Source organism: Pseudomonas sp. PS1(2021) (assembly GCF_020405165.1).
Taxonomy (GTDB): Bacteria; Pseudomonadota; Gammaproteobacteria; order Pseudomonadales; family Pseudomonadaceae; genus Pseudomonas; species Pseudomonas aeruginosa.
In genome coordinates, this window is the sequence record NZ_CP084484.1 from 1,054,969 (window position 1) to 1,074,415 (window position 19,447).

Sequence of the window (19,447 nt, forward strand, 5' to 3'; positions counted from 1 at the left end):
GCGAGGCCGTCATGCCGGTCGATCAATCTCGTCAGTACCTGCGCATCCGCGACCAGCTCGCCGCGGATATCGCCCAGGGCGTGCTGCAGGTGAAACTTCCCTCCGAGCGGGAGTTGGCCGAGCGCTTCCTGTGTACCCGCATCACCCTTCGCGAAGCCCTGCAGCAACTGGAAACCGAAGGCCTGGTCTATCGCGAGAACCGCCGCGGCTGGTTCGTCGCGCCGCCGCGGATCCGCTACAACCCGACCCGTACCACCGGCTTCATGGAATACGTCAGCGCCCAGGGACGCCAGCCGCGTACCGAGACGTTGCACGCCGAGCGGCGAGCAGCCGGCGCCTGGCTGGCCAAGCGGATGGGGCTGGAGGACAGCGCGCCGGTGTATTTCCTGCAACGGCGCCGCTGGGTGGACGAGCGTCCGGTGCTGATCGAACTGATCGCCCTGGATGCCGGGTGGTGCCCAGGCCTGCTGGACCACGACCTCGATACTTCGCTGATGAGCCTGCTGCGCGAGCGTTTCGGCCTGCAGCCGACGCGCTGCCAACTGGCGATGCACCCGACCGCGCTGAACGCGGCCCAGGCCGAGCCGCTGCAACTGGCGCCGGGTTCGCCGGCGCTGTACCTGGAGCGACTGAGTTACGCGGAGGGGCAGAGGGTGGTCGAGTTCGACCAGGAGTTCTGGCGCCCGGACGCTCTGGAGATCGTGCTCGACGCGGCCTATCCGGGCGCCTGAGTCAGGCGATCGCGGCGCGTATGCTGTCCGGCACGGGCGTCGAACGGTTTTCCGCGTGGCGCACCCAGACCAGCTTGCAGTGGCCTTCGCCATAGGTGCCTTGCGGATCTTCCAGGGTGCGCAGGCGATGTTCCAGTACCAGGCTGCTGGTGCCCAGCTTGCCGGCGTACAGTTCCACCACCACGGTGGCCGGATGCACCACCGGCTTCAGGTAGGTGTGCAGGCTTTGCAGCACGACCGGCCCCTCGGCAGCGCCTTCCAGGTCGATGCCGAGGGTTTCGAACCAGGCCACCCGGGCCTCTTCCAGGTACTGGAAATAAAGGGTGTTGTTGACGTGCCCGTAGCTGTCCATGTCGCCCCAGCGCACCGGGATATGGGCCGTGTGTAGCAATTGTCTGTCAGCCATCTCGTAACTCTTCTAGTCTCAAAATCGATGCGAGCCTATATACTGCGCGCACGCTGAAGCCGCGCTGGCGGCCAAGACTAGTCATGCAAAGGAGATACAGCAATGCGCGCCCGCGGCGTGAACTGGATCGAACGTAGTGCCCGAATCCTGGCTTGCGCCAGCCTCGCATTGGCACCCACGCTGTCCCTGGCGGCCAGTGAAGAAGACCCTTGGGAAAGCATCAACCGTCCCATCTTCACCTTCAACGACACCCTGGACACCTATGCGCTGAAACCGCTGGCCCAGGGTTACCAGAAGGTCACCCCGAACTTCGTTCAGGACGGCGTGCACAACTTCTTCAACAACCTCGGCGACGTGAAGAACCTGGCCAACAACCTGTTGCAGGCCAAGTTCCACAATGCCGGCGTGGACACCAGCCGCCTGCTGTTCAACAGCACCTTCGGCCTGGCCGGCTTGATCGACGTGGCGACCCCGATGGGCCTGCAGCGCAACGATGAGGACTTCGGCCAGACCCTGGGTTATTGGGGCGTCGGCAGCGGCCCGTACGTGATGCTGCCGTTCCTCGGCCCGAGCACGCTGCGCGATGCCCCGGCGAAGATCCCGGACATCTATGTCAGTCCCTACCACTACATGGACGACGTACGCGCGCGCAACGTGATGTTCGGCATCAATACCGTCGACACCCGTGCCAACCTGCTGAAGTCGGAAAAACTGATCAGCGGCGACAAGTACATCTTCATCCGCAACGCCTACCTGCAGAACCGCGAGTTCAAGGTCAAGGACGGCGAGGTGGAGGACGACTTCTAAGTCGACCCGCTTCGTGCGACACCTGGAAAGGCGGCCCTTGGGTCGCCTTTCGTCGTTTCAGTGGATCGCGACGATGCTCAGCCCCAGGCTATGCCGACCCGGGCCGAGGCGTTCGCAGCGCACCACGCGGGCTTCCAGTTCCAGGCCGGTGAGCGTCTCGTGGGTGGACGGGATGCTCACCCGCAGGTGGTCGCCCGGAGCCAGTTCGCTTTGCGCTTCCAGCAGCAGCCCGCTGGCGGACAGGTCCCGGCACAGGGCCACCGACTCGCGGCCTTCGCAGCGGATGGTGACCGGGGTGTCGAGCTTCATGCGGATGAAGTCGCGCTTCTCGCTGTAGTTGTGCTCGATGGGCTGCATGGGCTGATCCTCATGGTCGGGGCGATGGGAGGGCGACTGGCAATCCTGGCGATTATCGTCAAAGTTTATACCGTGCGGACGGGATCGGACGGACAAAGGCGGATTTTCCGGCAAAGGTCAACGGCTTGAACTGCTCAACGGATGGGAGTACCGTCTGCGCCTTGTCGAACCCCGTAGCCGCGCTGTTGTCACTTACAATAAGCGCCTAGGACCCACTGTTTCCGGCGCCGTTTGCCTGGATGACCCATGCATAAAGTCAGTGCCACGCTGCTGATCATCGATGACGACGAGGTGGTGCGCGAAAGCCTCGCCGCCTACTTGGAAGACAGCAACTTCAAGGTGTTGCAGGCCCTCAACGGTCTGCAGGGCCTGCAGATCTTCGAAAGCGAACAGCCGGACCTGGTCATTTGCGATTTGCGCATGCCGCAGATCGACGGCCTCGAACTGATCCGCCGCATCCGCCAGACCGCTTCGGAAACGCCGATCATCGTACTTTCCGGAGCCGGCGTGATGAGCGATGCGGTGGAAGCCTTGCGCCTGGGCGCCGCCGACTACCTGATCAAGCCCCTGGAAGACCTCGCGGTGCTCGAGCATTCGGTGCGCCGGGCCCTGGATCGCGCCTACCTGCGGGTCGAGAACCAGCGCTACCGCGACAAGCTGGAAGCCGCCAACCGCGAATTGCAGGCCAGCCTGAACCTGCTCCAGGAAGACCAGAACGCCGGCCGCCAGGTGCAGATGAACATGCTTCCGGTGACGCCGTGGAGCATCGAGGGGCTGGAGTTTTCCCACCGGATCATTCCGTCGCTGTATCTCTCCGGCGACTTCGTCGACTACTTCCGGGTCGACGAGCGACGCGTGGCGTTCTACCTGGCCGACGTTTCCGGCCATGGCGCTTCCTCGGCCTTCGTCACGGTGCTGCTGAAGTTCATGACCACGCGCCTGCTCTATGAGTCGAGGCGCAACGGCACGCTCCCGGAGTTCAAGCCGTCCGAGGTGCTGGCGCACATCAACCGCGGCCTGATCAACACCAAGTTGGGCAAGCACGTGACCATGCTCGGCGGGGTCATCGACCTGGAGAAGAACAGCCTGACCTACAGCATCGGCGGCCACCTGCCGCTTCCTGTGTTGTTCGTCGAAGGGCAGGCGAGCTACCTGGAGGGCCGTGGCCTGCCGGTGGGCCTGTTCGACGATGCGACCTATGACGACCGGGTCATGGAGTTGCCGCCTTCCTTCAGCCTGTCGCTGTTTTCCGATGGCATCCTCGATGTGCTGCCAGGAGCTACGCTGAAGGAGAAAGAGGCTTCGCTACCGGAACAGGTGGCAGCCGCCGGAGGCACCCTCGACGGGCTGCGCCAGGTCTTCGGGCTGGCCAACCTGGCGGAGATGCCGGATGATATCGCCTTGCTGGTGTTGAGCAGGAACCTTGCATGAGTACCGGTAAAATCCAGTTTGCCGAACAGAACGGCTCCTTCGTTCTGAAATTCGTCGGTGAGGTCCGCCTCACCCTGTGCTCGGCCCTGGATTCCACCATCGAAAAGATCTTCGCTGCGCTGAATTTTTCGGCGATCATCATCGATCTTACGGAAACCCAGAGCATCGATAGCACCACGCTCGGCCTGCTGGCCAAGCTGTCCATCCTGTCGCGGCAGAAAATCGGCCTGTTGCCCACGCTGGTGACCACCAATCCGGACATTACCCGTCTGTTGCAGTCGATGGGCTTCGATCAGGTGTTCAATATCGTCGATCGTCCGATTCCGTGCCCGGAATGCCTGTCCGACCTGCCGCCGCAGGACCAGTCGGAAGATGTGGTGCGCGACAAGGTCCTGGAGGCGCACCGCATCCTGATGGGCCTCAACGAATCCAACCGCGAAGCCTTCCACGACCTGGTCAGCGCCCTGGAGCGCCATTAACCGGTCGATCCCTTCCCGAATTCCTGCTGAATCCTCCGCTGCGCCGGAACGGGACGCCCTGCATGCGCGTCCCGCCGGCAGCGGCGATCAGTGGCGGGTCGCCAACTGGTATTCGAGCTTTTCCTGGTCGCGTGCGAACAGGCGGATGCCTTCGGCCAGCTTTTCGGTGGCCATGGCGTCCTCGTTCATCTGCCAACGGAAAGCGCTCTCGTCGAGCACCTGGCGCGGCTCGCCTTCGCCCGGCAGCAGCAGGCGCGGCAGCTCGCCCTGGGCGTCAGCCAGTTGTTGCAGCAGGTCGGGACTGATGGTCAGGCGGTCGCAGCCGGCCAGTTGCTCGATCTGGCCGAGATTGCGGAAGCTGGCGCCCATCACCACCGTCTTGTAGCCGTTGGCCTTGTAGTAGCGATAGATGCGCGAGACCGACTGCACGCCGGGATCCTCGGCGCCGGCGTAGTCGCGATTCTCGCTCTTCTTGTACCAGTCGTAGATGCGCCCGACGAACGGCGAGATGAGGAACACCCCGGCGTCGGCGCAGGCCACCGCCTGGGCGAAGGAGAACAGCAGGGTCAGGTTGGTCTGGATGCCCTCGCGTTCCAGAATCTCGGCGGCGCGGATTCCTTCCCAGGTGGAGGCGATCTTGATCAGCACCCGCTCGCGGTCGATGCCCTGTTCGTCGTACAGCTCGATCAGGCGGTGGGCGCGGGCGAGGGTGGCCTCGCTGTCGAACGACAGGCGCGCGTCGACTTCGGTGGAAATACGTCCGGGAATGACTCCGAGGATGTCCTTGCCGACTGCCACGGCGAAGCGGTCGCAAGCCAGTCCGGCGTCGCCGCCGCTACCCGCGGTAGCCTGTCGAAGGTGCTCGGCGTAGCGCGGCAGGGCAGCAGCCTTGAGCAGCAGCGACGGGTTGGTGGTGGCGTCCACCGGCTTCAGGCGGGCAATGGCATCGAAGTCGCCGGTGTCGGCGACCACCGTGGTGTATTGCTTGAGTTGTTCCAGCTTCGAAGTCATGGCGAGGTCTTGTCAGGTGGGTTCTTGGGAAGAAGAATCCCCCGACCTTACCCGAGCCGCAGGCGCGGCTCAATGGGAGCTATCGCCCCGCCAGAAGTTCCAGCGCCTGGTCGAAAACCCGCAGCGGATCGGCGGCCTTGTGCACGTCCACCGAGAGCAACTGGCGGAATCGCCGGGAGCCGGGGAAGCCCTGGGCCAGGCCGAGGATATGGCGGGTCACGTGATGCATCGCGCCGCCTTCGGCCTGGTGTCGCTCGATGTACGGACGCAGACGGAGCAAGGCCTCGCTGCGACTGAGCGGCGGCGCTTCGCTGCCGAACAACTGGCTGTCCACCGCGGCCAGCAGGTAGGGGTTGTGGTAGGCCTCGCGACCGAGCATCACGCCGTCGAAGGTCTGCAGGTGCTCGCGGCAGGCCTCGAGGGTCTTGATGCCGCCGTTGAGGACGATCTCCAGGTCCGGGAAGTCCTTCTTCAATTGCGCCGCGACCTCGTAGCGCAGCGGCGGCACCTCGCGGTTCTCCTTGGGCGAGAGCCCTTCGAGGATGGCGATCCGCGCATGCACGGTGAAGCTCCGGCAGCCGGCCTCGCGTACCTGGCCGACGAAATCGCAGAGCTCGGCATAGCTGTCGCGCCCGTTGATACCGATGCGGTGCTTCACCGTCACCGCTATCTCCACCGCATCCAGCATTGCCTTCACGCAGTCCGCCACCAGCGCCGGATGCCCCATCAGGCAGGCGCCGATCATGTTGTGCTGGACCCGGTCGCTGGGGCAGCCGACGTTGAGGTTGACCTCGTCGTAGCCGGCCTCTTCCGCCAGCCGCGCGCAGGCCGCCAGTTCCGCCGGCACACTGCCGCCCAGTTGCAGCGCCAGTGGGTGCTCGCATTCGTCGTAGCGGAGGAAGCGCTGGCGATCGCCGTGCAGCAACGCGCCGGTGGTGACCATCTCGGTGTAGAGCAAGGTGTGACGGGACAACTGGCGCAGGAAGAAGCGGCAGTGGCGATCGGTCCAGTCCATCATCGGCGCAACGGAGAAGCGGCGGGAGAGGGTGGCGGGTGTGGTGGTCGGTTCTGGGCGCATCGGGACTTCGTTAGGGAGAGCGGAGCAGGGCGAGGGATTTTATCAGGGATGGAGGTGGAGGAGGGGCGGGATGAGCGTGCTAGTGTGAATGCGTGCAAGAGCCGGGGCTGGTGGGATGCCGAGATGATTATAAGTCTGCCGTCGGTCCGGCACCTGTATTCATTCATGAGTTTTTCATCAGAAATTTTTTTCAATATTTATTTTTGAAGAATTTTATAGCTGGCCGGGTAGTCAAGGTTTGTAGGGTAGAGCTGTTGAGTGGGGCGAGTGTGTTGGCCTAATTTGACCGAAGGAGTGAAGGATGAATACTTATTTTGATATTCCGCATCGGCTGGTGGGAAAGGCTCTGTATGAATCATATTATGATCATTTTGGTCAAATGGATATATTGTCAGATGGAAGTTTGTACCTAATATATAGGCGGGCAACAGAGCATGTAGGTGGTAGTGATGGGCGTGTTGTTTTCAGTAAACTGGAGGGTGGTATTTGGAGTGCGCCTACCATAGTTGCCCAGGCGGGAGGACAGGATTTTCGAGATGTAGCTGGTGGGACGATGCCTAGCGGAAGGATCGTCGCGGCCTCGACGGTTTATGAAACAGGAGAGGTGAAGGTCTATGTATCTGATGATTCAGGTGTGGCATGGGTACATAAATTCACATTGGCTAGAGGTGGGGCGGATTATAATTTTGCTCATGGAAAAAGTTTTCAAGTAGGGGCACGCTATGTGATTCCTCTTTACGCGGCGACGGGAGTCAATTATGAGCTGAAATGGCTAGAGTCTTCTGATGGCGGAGAAACTTGGGGCGAAGGAAGCACGGTCTACAGCGGGAACACACCATACAATGAGACTTCTTACCTTCCTGTGGGAGATGGCGTAATTCTGGCTGTAGCCAGAGTAGGATCTGGTGCCGGAGGAGCGTTACGTCAGTTTATAAGTCTGGACGACGGCGGCACATGGACTGATCAGGGTAATGTGACTGCACAAAATGGTGACTCTACCGATATTCTCGTAGCCCCTTCTCTCTCCTATATTTACTCTGAGGGAGGTACACCACATGTAGTTCTTTTGTACACGAACAGAACGACTCATTTTTGTTATTACAGAACAATCCTGCTGGCGAAAGCCGTAGCAGGCTCCTCCGGCTGGACGGAGCGTGTTCCTGTGTATAGTGCGCCAGCCGCCTCCGGTTATACTAGTCAAGTCGTTTTGGGAGGTCGAAGAATACTGGGTAATCTATTCAGGGAGACGTCTTCTACGACGTCGGGAGCTTATCAGTTTGAAGTGTATCTGGGAGGAGTCCCGGATTTTGAGTCAGACTGGTTTTCTGTTTCTTCAAATAGTTTGTATACCCTGAGTCATGGACTCCAGAGGTCGCCGCGTCGGGTGGTCGTTGAGTTTGCAAGGTCATCGAGTCCATCAACATGGAACATTGTCATGCCCAGTTATTTCAATGATGGAGGGCATAAAGGCAGTGGGGCTCAGGTTGAAGTGGGTAGCTTGAATATTCGGCTTGGAACTGGAGCGGCAGTATGGGGCACGGGATATTTCGGAGGAATCGACAATAGTGCCACGACTCGATTCGCTACCGGGTATTATCGGGTCAGAGCATGGATTTAGCTGCCCACTGACTAGAAATCAAGCGGAGCGATTGCTGAATCGCATCTACCGGACGGGCAGGAGGTCTAGCTTGCTCGGCCCATTAAAAACTGCAGCGGTAAGGGTAGGCTGCGACCGTTTTTCAGTCACTGACAAAACCTCCGTAATATAGTGCTTACACCTGGTACATCTGGATACTCTCCGAAGAGACTGGCGTGGCCTCAATGCGCGCGGGATTACCACTCTTCCGGATGTGCACGTTTCCCGAGCCTGGCCTGCCAGACAACGCCGATCCCAACGCCTGGAGGTCTGCGTAGGCGTAGAACCAACGAGGGCCGGCGGGCTGTGGCAGCTCCTGGCCCTGTTGGCGCGTCTTTGCGGGTTCTAGTCCATTTGAAATATTGCGATCCAGGCTGGGGCCAGTAAGATGGGCCGTCCGACGACCCGCACCAGCCTCTATCAAGGATCGATGCATGAGACTGCCCCGCCCGCGTTTTGCCCTTTCCGCCGCCTTGCTGCTTTGCCTTTCCGGTTGCGTGTCGGAACTCGATTCGGGCGCCTATGGCAGCATGGACGATCCGCGCAACGCGCAGATGCTGGACCTGGTGGACCAGGCGCTGAAGGGGAACATGGCCGTGGTACTGGTGGCCGACGTGATGCCGCACAAGTCCCTGAGCGATGCCCTGACCATGACCCAGTGGACGCCAACGGCGATCTGGGAGTACGAGAAGGACCCGAAGGTGACCTTCGGCCGCAAGTTCCAGACCAACGCGCTGCAGCGGAAGCCCGACGAGACCTATCTGTTCAAGGCCTTCGAGGTGCATATCCTGCCGCCCGGCAAGTACCTGCTGACCGGCGGCGACGACTACCAGATCCATGGCTTGCTCGACCAGGTCGGCGCCCGCAGCGGTCCGCCCGGTTCGGGCCATGGCGCCAACGGCACCGCGTACCTGTCCCCCGAGCTGTATCGCGAGTACTACCGGGAAGAAGTCTGGAAAGATGCCACCTATGGCAGCGAGATCAAGACCGAGAAGGTCTGCACCGCCGTGCATGTGGCCTCGGGCGCCTGCGTGAGCTGGGGCGAGCAGCAATACACGCAGACGACCCAGGGCTCCCAGGCCGGCTATTACCAGCAGACCGATTCCCGCGAAGTGCCCTCGATCAAGGTCCAGGCGCGCCTGCCGGTCGACAAGGCGCTGGCCAGCTTCACCGTGCAGGGCGGGCAATTGCTGCTGGCCCCGCGCATGCACCTGAAGACCCCCGGCTACAAGTACCAGCAGTCGAAGTGCCGGGCGATCGATCCGAAGAAGATCGAATGCCCATTGGAAAACCTGACCGTCTACACCTGGCCGGCGCCGATGGACTTCAGCCAGTCCCTGATCGCCCAGCGGGCCCTGAGCGACAAGCACCGGCAACTGCTGTCCAGGCTCCAGCCCCTGCAGATCACGCCGCTGCGCAAGCAGGGCATGGAAGACCCGGTCTGGGGCGTGCCGCTGTCATTGAAATAGCGGGTGTTCGCTCAGGGGGGCGCCGGGTGCCGCCCCTATCCACGATCGGCAGGGAAGCATTTCCCCACAAGGAAGGTGACATGAACGTATATCGCAAGGTTTCCCGCAGTGCCGCGACTTGGCTGTGCGCCGCGCTGCTGGCCGCATCCGGCCATGCCTGGGCCGAAGACTGGTGGGTGGTACACAAGGGCGACGACCCTGCCGAGCTTGACGTGTTCCTGGCCGATGCCGATTCGCTGGCACCCGTGCCGGGTATCGAAAACGCCTGGCAGGTGCAGATCGCCATGCTGTTCGACTCCTTCCATCTGCTCAGCGCGCACCAGTACCGCTGCGATACGCGAGAGGTGAAGGTGGTCAACGCCAAGACCTTCTCCAACAACGGGCAACCCACGAACCTCCAGTTCACCTTCGCCAAGGGCTGGACCCCGCTGCCCAACGAAAGCCATGAGGCTGTCCTCCAGTTCATCTGCGCGCCGCAGGAGCGCGAACGCAATGGCATGCGCTCCACCGGCAGGGGCGTGCCATTGCAGGCGGTGATCACCGCCGTCGGCATGGTCGAGATGGAGCGCGCCCAGGCCAATCTCGCCGAGGCCCGGCGCAAGCTCGAAGAGGCCAAGAGCGATCGCGTCATGGGCGAACTCGATCGTCTGCTCGGCAACGAACCCCGGAAGCCCTGAGCCGCTCTGACTGAAGCAGGGTGAGGCGAGGCGGATCGGGCCGTTTTCCGGAGCGATCGGCGTAGGTCCGGAAGGCGCGTCGGGAGGGTCTCGATGAAGTGGTATAGCCGCATCAGCCTGGGACTCAGCCTCGCGGTCGCGAGCGCTTTCCTGGTGGCGTACTGGCGATCGCTCGACAGCCATAGCTATCCCAATATGAATGCGCCTGGGCTGATCGCCTACCTGCTGGTCTTTCCTGCCTGCGCCCTGTTGCTGCATTCCACTGCGTTGACATTCGTGCTCCAGCAGCGAAAGCTGGGAAGCGCTCGCGAAAGAGCGCTGCAATGGACGATCAACCTGGCGCTGTGGATGGCGCCGCTTTGTTATGTCCTTGCCAGCGTCTAGCCCGATGTACTTCCCCTCAACCCGCAGAGCGACAAGCCATGAGGGCCGTTTCATCATTTTCCTGGGGGCAATGAGTGCGTTGTCCATTTCAATGGGTGGACGTTCAGCCGGCCCCGCCAGTAGACCGTGTAGCGTAGCTTCGTTTTCGCAGGAATGATGCCGAGATTGGGACGGAAGTTGATGTCACGGTGCGATGGGGCTCAGAGGACTTGGGGCGGTGGGGCTTTGTCACGATCCCGGTCATATCATGGGCTGCTGACAAGGGAGCATGGCGATTGCGGCTGCCCTTTTCCCGGTGAAGTGCGAAACGGATTTTTCAGGAGGAAGCATGAGCTACGACACGACCGGTTCCATGGAGGGGGCCACAGTAGGAGACCCTAGCGATGAGCGATGGAATGCGTTGATTGACGAAACCGACCTCGTAAAGGGCGCATCACTTATAGGCAGATCGGCAATGGTTTTAGCCAGCCTGGCCGATTTTCCAGATGTTCCGCAAAGCTACACCCATGAGTACATCGTTCAAGGCCACAGACCCGGTATTACCACTGGTGGTGGCAGGTTCTACTGGGATGGGGCGGTTGCGCGGAATCGCCACAACGGCGGGACTATCATCAGCCCCACTGTTCCTGCGTACACTGCCCAGACGGGGTTGGCTGGCTATCTGGATGGCTCGGGGGAAACTGAGCCGTCCGCCTTTGGCTGCTTTGTCCGCAAAATCGAAGGCTATGGTATTCGCCTCGAATGGTTCGGCTGGCTGCCGGGGGAACTCGCTACCGCGCCAGCGCAAAAGCTTCTGCAACAAACCCGTTCGAACGAAGGCTCTGCGGCCCACATCGGTTACACGGCCATGTTTCCCCCGGCGACCGTTCGCTCCGGTCCATTGGTTATCGGTTCGGACCAGATCATCGCCGGAACCAGCCGGACTGTCATTCTCCAGGAGCCCGGTACGGTGACGATGGATGTCCAGCCGTTCATCAGCATGGCCGGACAGAGCAATGTGTTCATCTTCGGCAATGGAATGCAGATCAATGGACAGAAGAACGAGGCACGCAGCGGCGAAGGTCGATATGGACTTTTCATCTATGGCTCGAAAAAAGTCCTGGTCCAGGACCTGACAATCAACGCGTTCTCCGGTGATGGATTGGCCGTTACCGGCGATGCGGGGCGACCAAGCGAAGACGTACGCATCGACCGAGTCCTTTGCAACTTCAATGGACGCAATGGCTTTTCGGTCATCAATGCCAGGCGCGCGACGCTGCTGAATTGCCGAGCGACTAACACGAATACCAATGGACTTGGTGCATCAGCCAATGGACCCTGGGCGGCCTTCGACATAGAGCCCAATGAAGGAAGCGGTTACTTCATCGAAGATATCAACCTGATCGGTTGTTCGAGCGAGGGCAATGCTGGGAACGGAGTCCAGTTCACCATCCCGAATACGGACTCCCCTGTCTCCGTCAGGGTGTCCGGATTCCAGTCCCGACGAGACGGTTCGGCTACTCAATACGGGGCGAAGAATGGCGGAGTGGGTTTCATATATGGAGGGGGCCTCTCTCCGAAAAACACTATGTCGGGTCTGATCCAACTGGTTGGCATCGTTGTCGACGAGCCTTTTGGCAGCGCTATGCGTTTCCGCAACTGGAGCGCCAGAAACGCGCCGGTACTCATCAGGGATGTCACGATAAGAAATGTGAACTTCGGCGTGGCCACGGGAAACATAAATCGATGCGGAGTCTGGCAGGACTCTTCTGACTCCATGGAAGTGATTGAACCAAAGGGCAATTTCGAAGTGGATGGGCTGACCGTCTTCGACGATAACCAACAGCTCATTCGACCCGTGTGGACCATGGGAATAGCGGCGGCTCCTACAATCGCCAAGGTGAGGAATGTCTACGTCAACCGACATGGCTATCCTGCTGTTTTGCCGTTACGTACGAAAGTACAAGGAGGCGTAGGGTGGAGCGAGCTGCCGATGGTGTCCTTGTCCTCGTCCTCAGCAATCGCAGGAACGGATTATGTCGGACAAATGGTCGAGTTGACGGGGAGCGGAGGATTCGTACTGCCGGAGGCCGCTCTTGCCTCGGGCTGTGTCTTCAGGATCAGGAATGGTTCGAGCGGTAGCATCAACGTCACGGCACTGGCTGGAGGAATCACGGGCAGTACCTACGGTAGCTACACCAACACAGGAAGCAGCCTGACCTTGATCAATGGGCAGTATGCCGAGCTATGGAGCAATGGAAGCACCTGGGTCCTGAAATGACGCGTAAACCTTTTATTTGGCTTGCCTCCGACTGTCGTGGCGTATGGTCGGTATGCTAGGACAGCTTTTCGAGCGGCTCAGCGCTTCGGCGCAAAGACCATCTTCACCGGCGCATCGCGCTTCAGGCGCGAGCCGTTCGGTTGGTTCCCGGGCTCGAAGCTAGGGTGCCAGGCCCTGAGTTCCGTATCGGACAGCCACTCCAGTTGCAATTGGTCCGCCGATGCGCGCAGGTCGAATTGCGCCAGCGACCGCACGACTGCATGGCACTTTTCCGATTTCCCGGTTTCGAGGAGGGAGACCTGTATTTCTTCGCCCCAGGTGATCGAACCTTTCTCCGGGCATTTCCGAACCTCGACGTGGTATTGCCCGTTCGGCGACGGCAGGTCGGAAATCAGCTTGTCGGGGCCGCACGCGGCGAGGAGTACGCTCAGTATCAGCAGGGGGCTTTTTTTCATCCATGACCTCTGTGGAAATCTCGGAAAGGAATTCCTCTCTTTTCCTGGCGGAAAATGGGCAGGAAGCGGGCCTGCCCATCCTACGCGCGGACTGCTGGATCTGCCCATGGGCGATCCACAGCTTCGTGCACGAGCGATATCAGATGGCGCTGAGCGATTTCAGGATCAGATAGGTGCAGATGAGCACCCCTGCCATGGACAACAGGCCCAGGGCGACAATGCTGAGTTTCATCGGGTTTCCTCGTTGAACTGCGATGGGCTGCTGTATCAAGGAGGGGAGAGGCAGCAGGCGGGGGGAAAGCCCCGGAGGGATGAGCGGCCCCCGGGGCTTTGGTGACCACCATAGGAGAAAGTCACATTGATAAGGCTAGCCCTGTTTCGCTGTGCGGCAAGCGAAGCGGCATCGCTTTTCCCGCAGGATCGGGAAAATGCCTAGCCATACCGCAGTGATGGCCACGGAGGGTCCATGCGCCTCGTCCATTTCCTGATTGCCCTTCCCGCCGCGCTGCTGGCTGAGCCTCAGATAACCGCGCGGCGCAGGTTCAGCGTTCGTCGCCGATCTCCAGTTCGATGAAGTCGATGACCCCTGCCGCGCGGTTGTCGAGGCGCTCAAGTTCCTGGCCGTCCAGCGTCTGCAACAGCGAGACGCCGTGTTCCAGGCGCTCGCCGGAGGCATGCGAAGCGGCTTCGCGGGTAGGACTGAACAGCCAGGCGTGCGGATGTTGCGCGCGCCAGGCGGCGCGGGGTGAAAGGCTGACCTCGGTGCCTGCCGGGTAGTGCCAGGCGCCCAGTTGCAAGGCCTCGGCGAGGACCGTACCGCCGAGGCCGTACAGGCGGCGGTCGCGGTCGAAGGCCAGGGCGCCGCCGCTCAGCGCGATGCCGCGCACCGACACCCGTTGCCCGGTTTCCGGCATTACCCGCCAGCGCTCGGCGTCGCGGTAGCCGTCGGTGTAGACCATGCCATCGCTGGCGAACAATCGCGCACCGGCGGGGAAGTCGATGTCGTCGGCGCGGTTGCCGATCGCCAGGCTACAGCCTTCGAAGGCGGCGGGACGCCCGTCGCGCTCGCTGGCGAAGGCGATTTCCTGGCTGGCGTCGCAACGCCAGCCTTCGATCTCGGCGACTCCCTCGCCACGCAGGCGCAGCGAAGTGGGATGGACGCCGGTGGTTTTCCATGGGTCCTGCGGGTTGTCCTGCTCGCTCTGCAGCCAGCGTTGCAGGTGGCGGGTGGCGACGCCGCGGATCGTCACCGGGGTGGGGAATTCGGCTTCTCGGAAGCTTTCCGGCTGGTGCTTGAGTTCCAGCTTCAGCCGGGTGCCGGCAGGCATCTCGATGCCTCCGAGGCGGGTAGGGCGCTCGAGCACGGCGCTGTGCGCGGCTTCCTCGCGTGCACGTTCGCGCTCGTACTGCCAGAGACCGATCTCCAGCCAGGCGCGCAGTCCCAACGGGATCAGCAGGAGCAGCATCAGCAGGCCGCGGCTCGGCCAGCGGCGGCGCAAGCGCTGGCGCGCGCGCGGGCTGAAGGCCAGGAGCGATAGCCAGATCAGCAGCCAGATGCCGGCGACGAACGACGACAGGTAGATGAGCGGGACGATCAGGGGAAGAGGGGCGACGGGGATCACGCGGGCGTCCTTGCGGGTTGGGTTCCATGACGTCTCCGGCGCGGCGTGCCGGGTACCTGCCAGAGTTTACAGGGCGCGTCCCGATGCCGCAGCGGCAAACTGTCTTCAGGCCTTGTCCGCCGGGGGCCACGCCCTGGAGAGGGAGGCGCTCGGGGATGGAGTCGGCGAAGTGCCGATTCAAGCCCAGGCGCGACGGGCCGATGGGGTGGTTATCGGTTTCTGTAGTCCAGTGGGGAAAAACCAATGAACGAAAGCGTCGCCAGGGTGTTCGATCGGATTCTACGGGGGCTCGGGTTGAAGACCCTGAACGCCCAGTTCCTGCTGTCCTATGCACTGATGTTCGGCCTGGCCGCCTGCGCCTCGGTGGCGTTGTACCTGAGCATGTCGATCTCGCCGGAAACCATCAACGTGGCCGGCGCGCAGCGCATGCTCAGCCAGAAGATGGCCCGCGAGGCGCTGCAATTGCGACTCGGCGCCGGCGACCCAAAGGCCCTGGCCGCGACCATCGCCCAGTACGAACGCTCGGCCGCCGACCTGGATACGGGCAATGCCGAGCGCAACGTGAGCCGGATGGGCGCGCCGGAGATCGCCGCCCAGCGGCAGAAGGTGGCGCAGATCTGGGGCCGCTACCGGGCCATGCTCGACCAGGTGGCACAGCCTGCCAGCCAGGTCGATCTGCGCGGCTTCTCGCAGTATTCCACCGAGCTGTTGGGCGAGCTGAACAACCTGGTCTCGCTGATGAGCGCGCGCGCCGACAGTGTCCAGCACACCCAGATGTGGATCGCCTTCGGTTGCCTGTTGGCGATCCTGGTGCTGGTGGTGCTCGGCCGGCAGTTCGGCCTGGCGCCGCTGATGCGGCAGTTGCGTGGGTTGGAAGTGGCGCTGACCGAGGTCGGCGCGGCGAACTTCACCCATGCCCTGGCGGCGGGCCATGCGGACAACGAGATCGGCCGCATCGTCGCTGGCTACGAGCGGATGCGCCAGGACGTCAGCGGTTTGCTGGCGAACGTCAAGCGCAGCGCGGCAGAGACCGACAAGGACGTGGCCGAGGCCCTGGAGCAGGCGCTCGGCGCCGGCGACCAGGTGGCGCGCCAGCACCAGGACCTGGACCAGGTGGCCACCGCGATGAACGAGATGAGCGCCACCGTGGCCGAGGTCGCCCGCCACGCCAACCATGCGGCGCACTCCACGCGTGACGCCGCGGCCCTGGCCCACGAGGGACGGCGTCTGGTGGAGCACGCCAGCAGCCAGACCGGTGCGTTGGCGGAGGAACTGGAACAGACCGCCCTGGCGCTGAACACCCTGCACCAGCATGCCGGCAGTGTCGGCCAGGTGCTTACGGTGATCAGCAGCATCGCCGAGCAGACCAACCTGCTGGCGCTCAATGCCGCCATCGAGGCGGCGCGGGCCGGGGAGGCCGGGCGCGGCTTCGCCGTGGTGGCGGACGAAGTGCGTTCGCTGGCCAACCGTACCCAGCAGTCGACCCAGGAGATCCAGGGGTTGATCGAGCAGTTGCAGGACGGCGCCAACGATGCGGTCGCCGCCATGCGCGGTAGCGCCAGCCATGCCCAGAGCAACCTCGTCGAGGCCGACAGCGCGGCCCAGGCGCTGGGGCGCATCGTCGCCACGGTGGAAGAACTGGACGGCCTCAACCAGCAGATCGCGACCGCCGCTGAGGAACAGAGCCAGGTGGCCCAGGACATCGACCGCAACATCACCAACGTCTCCGGACTCTCCGAGCAGGCCCACGAAGGGACCGCCGCAGTACTTTCGGCCAACCAGAGGGTCAAGGAGCACATGGCTGGCTTGCGCGTGGTGCTCGGTCGCTTCCGTACCTGAGGCTGGCTGCGGGCGTCGGCGCTAGTCGGCGGACAGCTCGCGGATCAGCGCCACCGTCAGGTACAGGCGGGGGGCGATGCTGGATAGTTCGAGGTATTCCGCCTCGCTGTGCAGGCCGGCGCCGACCACGCCGAGGGTTTCCAGCACCGCCGGTTTGTCGCTGCCGGGCACGTAGGCGTAGCCGGCGTCCGTGCCGAAGCGCATGGCGATCGGCTCGATGCGCTTGCCGACTCGACCGTAGAGCGTCTGCGCGGTTTCCGCCAGGCGCTGCGAGGCGGGGTTCTTCACCAGAGGCGGACGACCCTTGTCGAGACGCAGACTGACTTCGGTATCGGCGACCAGGCGTTCGCCGGTCAGCTTCCGGGCGTCGGCCAGTACCCGCTCGCTCTCGGCCGGGTCCGAGTAGCGCATGTCGGCTTCCGCCGAAGCCTCGGCGGGAATGATGTTGCGCTTCTCGCCGCCCCTGGCGAGGGTCCAGTTCAGCGTGGTGCCTTTCGCCGGATCGCCGAGGTCCTTGAGACGCAGCAACTGGTGCGACAGTTCGAGAATGGCGTTGCGGCCTTGCTCGGGTGCCGAGCCGGCATGGGACGAGCGACCCTTCACCTCGAGCAGCAGGCCGTCGATGCCATTGGTGGCTACCGTCACTGCGTCCCGGTCCGGCGGCTCGTAGGAGAAGACGTAGTCCTGCTGCCGGGCCAGCTCGGCGATCAGTTGCTTCGAGCCGGCGGAGCCGGTCTCTTCGTCGGGATTGAACAGCACGGTGATCCGTCCGTAGTCCCTGAAGCCTTGCTGCCTGAGCAGCGCCAGGGCATGCAGCACCATCGCCACGCCGCCCTTGGCGTCGGCCACGCCGGGTCCGTAGGCGCGCTCCGCGTCCTCGCGGAACGGACGCTTCGCCGCGCTGCCGGCGGCGAACACGGTGTCGTAGTGAATCATCAGCAGGAAGCGCTTGCTGCCGGTGCCATCGAGGGTGGCCACCAGGTTGGCGCCGGCCGAGGGCGTCGCCGGTGCGCTGCGGACTTGCGCGCCGAGCGCCTGCAGGCGTTCGGCGAGCAGCGCGGACAACTGGCCGAGGCCTTCGGCCTGGCCGGTACCGCTGTCCACCGCGACCAGTTGCCGGAGCGTGTCGAGGTAGGCCGGGCGTTCGGCTTCGGCCTGGCGCAGCAGCTCGGCGGCTGGCGTGTCGGCAGCGAAGGCGGGGGGCGAAAGCAGGAAGGCGAGGGCGAGCGGCAAGAGGCGGGGCAGGCGGCTGGCGTGCACGGAAGGTCCTCGTCTGGTGGGCGGAGGCGGCGCGGTTGTGCGCCGCGGTATCCGATTGACCTTAGGTCATGAGACGGTTTCCGCCAGCAGCGCCTCGACCTTGCGCCGCAATTCTTCCAGCAGGGCCCGTTCCTCGGCCGAATAGTCGCGCGGTCGGCTGTCGAGTACGCAGACGGTGCCGTACGGGGTGCCGTCGGGCGCATGAACCGGATAGCCAAGGTAGTTGCTCAGGCCGAACTCGACTTCATCCTCGTTGCCGGCCCATTCCGACTCCTGGCGCGAGTCGCGCACGTGCAACGGGGCGTCGCGGTCGACCACGCGTTCGCAGTAGAGGGGTTTGGCGCCGTCTTCATGGACGCTCTTGCGGCCTTCGGCGCCGATCGGGTAGGTGTCCTCCAGGCGTCCGGCGGAGGCTTCGACGCGCATGTGCCGGGGCAGGGAACGCATGATCAGCACCGACGGCACGTCGAGCCGGCGGGCCAGTGCGTCGATATCCCGGCGCAGGGATTCGAATCGTTCGGAGGATTTCGCCATGCCCGGCCTCGCCCATGTCTGGTGGATGAACCGCGACTGTAGCGGCGAAAGGGGGCTTGGCCTAAATACCCTTTGGTGCGCTCCCCCTCGCTCGAGCGCATAAGCGCCCGGCTGTCACTCCTCGGTCGGACCGGGCAGGTACTCCAGCAGGTTTCCCGGCTGGCACGCCAGGTAGGCGCAGATGGCCTCCAGGGTAGCGAGGCGAATGCCCTTTACCTTGCCCTGCTTGAGCAGCGACAGGTTTTGTTCGGTGATACCGATGGCCTGGGCCAGGTCCTTGGACCTGGCCTTGCGCAGGGCGAGCATGACGTCCAGCCTGATTTCGATGGGCATGGCGGACCTCAGACGAACTGGCGGTTTTCCTCGGCGAGCAGGGCGGCCTTGCGCTGGATGCGCGCGATCACCATCACCGAGGCGGCGGCGAACAGGCTGACCAGTTCCGCCGAACCGAAGCTGAGACTGACGATGCGTTGCCCCTGGGGTTGGAGGAAGGTGACCCAGACCGTCAGCAGCGGTTCCAGCAGGAAGTTCGCCAGCACCCAGCAAGCCAGGCACAGGCCGACCTTGCCGAGCAGCGCCGCGGCGTCTTCGCAGAAATACTCGCCGCGCCCGTAGTGCTGGAACAGCCTTCGCAGCGCCTGCAGTCCACTGGCCAGGACCAGCAGCGGCAGGCTCGACAGGAGGATGCCGCCGAGGGCCTGCCAGAGCGGCATGTCCCGCGCCACAACGCCGAGGTCGCCGGCGACACCGGTGGCGGTGAGGGCGAAGCCGAGGCCGTGCTCGCTGGCGAGGTCGGGGAAGATCCAGCACGCGGCGTTGAGCAGCAGCATGCCGGCGATCAACAGCAGGGTCAGGGTAGCCATCAGGCGGCTGTAGCCGGCCAGGCGGTCGCTTGTCATCGGGGGTACTCCTGGGAAGGTGGGCAGGCCCCTCGGAAACGAGGGAAATTGGAGTGATCATAGTTTAATAATAAATTATCGTAAAACGATAATTTCATGATCGCTGCATCCA

20 protein-coding genes are annotated in these 19,447 nt (G+C 62.9%); 10 read left to right on the forward strand and 10 right to left on the reverse strand.

All coding sequences use genetic code 11. The features are described 5' to 3' along the window. Positions 1-11: 11 nt before the first annotated feature. Complete coding sequence (locus tag LE197_RS05180; protein WP_003104061.1) at positions 12-731, forward strand: UTRA domain-containing protein; 720 nt, start codon at positions 12-14, stop codon at positions 729-731. 1 nt (position 732) lies between these two features. Here the strand turns inward: LE197_RS05180 and LE197_RS05185 are convergent, their stop codons facing one another. After that, entirely contained in the window at positions 733-1,137 is a 405-nt protein-coding gene (locus LE197_RS05185; RefSeq protein WP_003119889.1) for an acyl-CoA thioesterase, read from the reverse strand. 102 nt (positions 1,138-1,239) lie between these two features. Here LE197_RS05185 and LE197_RS05190 point away from each other — a divergent pair, with 102 nt between their 5' ends. Beyond that, positions 1,240-1,944 (forward strand): VacJ family lipoprotein, encoded by a 705-nt coding sequence (locus LE197_RS05190; protein ID WP_003114777.1) that lies wholly within the window; start codon positions 1,240-1,242, stop codon positions 1,942-1,944. Between the two features lie 57 nt (positions 1,945-2,001). Here the strand turns inward: LE197_RS05190 and pilZ are convergent, their stop codons facing one another. Then, positions 2,002-2,301, reverse strand: a complete 300-nt coding sequence (gene pilZ, locus LE197_RS05195; RefSeq protein WP_003104055.1) for a cyclic di-GMP-binding protein PilZ — start codon at positions 2,299-2,301, stop codon at positions 2,002-2,004. A 246-nt stretch (positions 2,302-2,547) separates the two neighbouring features. Here pilZ and rssB point away from each other — a divergent pair, with 246 nt between their 5' ends. Continuing rightward, positions 2,548-3,732 (forward strand): two-component system response regulator RssB, encoded by a 1,185-nt coding sequence (rssB, locus tag LE197_RS05200; RefSeq protein ID WP_003119890.1) that lies wholly within the window; start codon positions 2,548-2,550, stop codon positions 3,730-3,732. After that, entirely contained in the window at positions 3,729-4,211 is a 483-nt protein-coding gene (gene rssC, locus LE197_RS05205) for an anti-sigma factor antagonist RssC (protein ID WP_003104052.1), read from the forward strand. The genes rssB and rssC overlap by 4 nt, the downstream gene beginning before the upstream one ends. Before the next feature lie 87 nt (positions 4,212-4,298). Here rssC and tal read toward each other — a convergent pair whose 3' ends face one another. Beyond that, positions 4,299-5,222 (reverse strand): transaldolase, encoded by a 924-nt coding sequence (gene tal / locus LE197_RS05210; protein WP_003090868.1) that lies wholly within the window; start codon positions 5,220-5,222, stop codon positions 4,299-4,301. 79 nt (positions 5,223-5,301) lie between these two features. Then, a complete protein-coding gene (dusA, locus tag LE197_RS05215) occupies positions 5,302-6,300 on the reverse strand; it encodes a tRNA dihydrouridine(20/20a) synthase DusA (RefSeq protein WP_003138780.1) in 999 nt (332 codons plus the stop codon). 301 nt (positions 6,301-6,601) lie between these two features. On the opposite strand from dusA, the gene LE197_RS05220 reads away from it, so the two are divergent. From LE197_RS05220 to LE197_RS05240, 5 genes are all read left to right on the forward strand, one after another. After that, positions 6,602-7,918 (forward strand): sialidase family protein, encoded by a 1,317-nt coding sequence (locus LE197_RS05220; RefSeq protein WP_003143750.1) that lies wholly within the window; start codon positions 6,602-6,604, stop codon positions 7,916-7,918. A 452-nt stretch (positions 7,919-8,370) separates the two neighbouring features. Beyond that, entirely contained in the window at positions 8,371-9,405 is a 1,035-nt protein-coding gene (locus LE197_RS05225; RefSeq protein ID WP_196752262.1) for a hypothetical protein, read from the forward strand. Positions 9,406-9,485: 80 nt separating this feature from the next. After that, positions 9,486-10,082, forward strand: coding sequence for a hypothetical protein (locus tag LE197_RS05230; protein WP_003114780.1), 597 nt, complete (start codon positions 9,486-9,488; stop codon positions 10,080-10,082). Between the two features lie 93 nt (positions 10,083-10,175). Beyond that, positions 10,176-10,466, forward strand: a complete 291-nt coding sequence (locus LE197_RS05235) for a hypothetical protein (protein WP_023132638.1) — start codon at positions 10,176-10,178, stop codon at positions 10,464-10,466. Positions 10,467-10,794: 328 nt separating this feature from the next. Next, positions 10,795-12,726 (forward strand): right-handed parallel beta-helix repeat-containing protein, encoded by a 1,932-nt coding sequence (locus LE197_RS05240; RefSeq protein WP_003143753.1) that lies wholly within the window; start codon positions 10,795-10,797, stop codon positions 12,724-12,726. A 77-nt stretch (positions 12,727-12,803) separates the two neighbouring features. Here the strand turns inward: LE197_RS05240 and LE197_RS05245 are convergent, their stop codons facing one another. Both LE197_RS05245 and LE197_RS05250 read right to left on the reverse strand, forming a co-directional pair. Beyond that, positions 12,804-13,289, reverse strand: a complete 486-nt coding sequence (locus LE197_RS05245) for a hypothetical protein (protein ID WP_016852707.1) — start codon at positions 13,287-13,289, stop codon at positions 12,804-12,806. Positions 13,290-13,723: 434 nt separating this feature from the next. Beyond that, entirely contained in the window at positions 13,724-14,803 is a 1,080-nt protein-coding gene (locus LE197_RS05250; protein ID WP_003124474.1) for a hypothetical protein, read from the reverse strand. Between the two features lie 243 nt (positions 14,804-15,046). On the opposite strand from LE197_RS05250, the gene mcpN reads away from it, so the two are divergent. Continuing rightward, positions 15,047-16,642 (forward strand): nitrate chemoreceptor McpN, encoded by a 1,596-nt coding sequence (gene mcpN / locus LE197_RS05255; protein ID WP_003116585.1) that lies wholly within the window; start codon positions 15,047-15,049, stop codon positions 16,640-16,642. A 21-nt stretch (positions 16,643-16,663) separates the two neighbouring features. Here mcpN and LE197_RS05260 read toward each other — a convergent pair whose 3' ends face one another. From LE197_RS05260 to LE197_RS05275, 4 genes are all read right to left on the reverse strand, one after another. Beyond that, the gene (locus LE197_RS05260) at positions 16,664-17,902 is read right to left on the reverse strand and encodes a M20/M25/M40 family metallo-hydrolase (RefSeq protein ID WP_016253305.1); all 1,239 of its coding nucleotides are present in this window, start codon (positions 17,900-17,902) and stop codon (positions 16,664-16,666) included. A 66-nt stretch (positions 17,903-17,968) separates the two neighbouring features. Next, on the reverse strand, positions 17,969-18,436 hold the full coding sequence (locus LE197_RS05265; RefSeq protein WP_012613938.1) for a GAF domain-containing protein: 468 nt from the start codon (positions 18,434-18,436) through the stop codon (positions 17,969-17,971). A 114-nt stretch (positions 18,437-18,550) separates the two neighbouring features. Continuing rightward, positions 18,551-18,769, reverse strand: a complete 219-nt coding sequence (locus LE197_RS05270; protein WP_003104033.1) for a helix-turn-helix domain-containing protein — start codon at positions 18,767-18,769, stop codon at positions 18,551-18,553. A gap of 8 nt (positions 18,770-18,777) precedes the next feature. Then, on the reverse strand, positions 18,778-19,335 hold the full coding sequence (locus LE197_RS05275) for a DUF2975 domain-containing protein (protein ID WP_003090849.1): 558 nt from the start codon (positions 19,333-19,335) through the stop codon (positions 18,778-18,780). Between the last annotated feature and the right edge of the window lie 112 nt (positions 19,336-19,447).

Excerpts from the sequence above, each read along its gene's own strand:
- pilZ (WP_003104055.1), bottom strand. The coding sequence starts at position 2,301 with ATGCAGCCCATCGAGCACAACTACAGCGAGAAGCGCGACTTCATCCGC.
- LE197_RS05230 (WP_003114780.1), top strand. The coding sequence starts at position 9,486 with ATGAACGTATATCGCAAGGTTTCCCGCAGTGCCGCGACTTGGCTGTGC.
- mcpN (WP_003116585.1), top strand. The coding sequence starts at position 15,047 with ATGAACGAAAGCGTCGCCAGGGTGTTCGATCGGATTCTACGGGGGCTC.
- LE197_RS05270 (WP_003104033.1), bottom strand. The coding sequence starts at position 18,769 with ATGCCCATCGAAATCAGGCTGGACGTCATGCTCGCCCTGCGCAAGGCC.
- LE197_RS05235 (WP_023132638.1), top strand. The coding sequence starts at position 10,176 with ATGAAGTGGTATAGCCGCATCAGCCTGGGACTCAGCCTCGCGGTCGCG.
- rssB (WP_003119890.1), top strand. The coding sequence starts at position 2,548 with ATGCATAAAGTCAGTGCCACGCTGCTGATCATCGATGACGACGAGGTG.
- dusA (WP_003138780.1), bottom strand. The coding sequence starts at position 6,300 with ATGCGCCCAGAACCGACCACCACACCCGCCACCCTCTCCCGCCGCTTC.
- LE197_RS05265 (WP_012613938.1), bottom strand. The coding sequence starts at position 18,436 with ATGGCGAAATCCTCCGAACGATTCGAATCCCTGCGCCGGGATATCGAC.
- LE197_RS05180 (WP_003104061.1), top strand. The coding sequence starts at position 12 with ATGCCGGTCGATCAATCTCGTCAGTACCTGCGCATCCGCGACCAGCTC.
- LE197_RS05220 (WP_003143750.1), top strand. The coding sequence starts at position 6,602 with ATGAATACTTATTTTGATATTCCGCATCGGCTGGTGGGAAAGGCTCTG.
- LE197_RS05185 (WP_003119889.1), bottom strand. The coding sequence starts at position 1,137 with ATGGCTGACAGACAATTGCTACACACGGCCCATATCCCGGTGCGCTGG.
- LE197_RS05245 (WP_016852707.1), bottom strand. The coding sequence starts at position 13,289 with ATGGGCAGATCCAGCAGTCCGCGCGTAGGATGGGCAGGCCCGCTTCCT.
- tal (WP_003090868.1), bottom strand. The coding sequence starts at position 5,222 with ATGACTTCGAAGCTGGAACAACTCAAGCAATACACCACGGTGGTCGCC.
- LE197_RS05240 (WP_003143753.1), top strand. The coding sequence starts at position 10,795 with ATGAGCTACGACACGACCGGTTCCATGGAGGGGGCCACAGTAGGAGAC.
- rssC (WP_003104052.1), top strand. The coding sequence starts at position 3,729 with ATGAGTACCGGTAAAATCCAGTTTGCCGAACAGAACGGCTCCTTCGTT.
- LE197_RS05190 (WP_003114777.1), top strand. The coding sequence starts at position 1,240 with ATGCGCGCCCGCGGCGTGAACTGGATCGAACGTAGTGCCCGAATCCTG.
- LE197_RS05225 (WP_196752262.1), top strand. The coding sequence starts at position 8,371 with ATGAGACTGCCCCGCCCGCGTTTTGCCCTTTCCGCCGCCTTGCTGCTT.
- LE197_RS05275 (WP_003090849.1), bottom strand. The coding sequence starts at position 19,335 with ATGACAAGCGACCGCCTGGCCGGCTACAGCCGCCTGATGGCTACCCTG.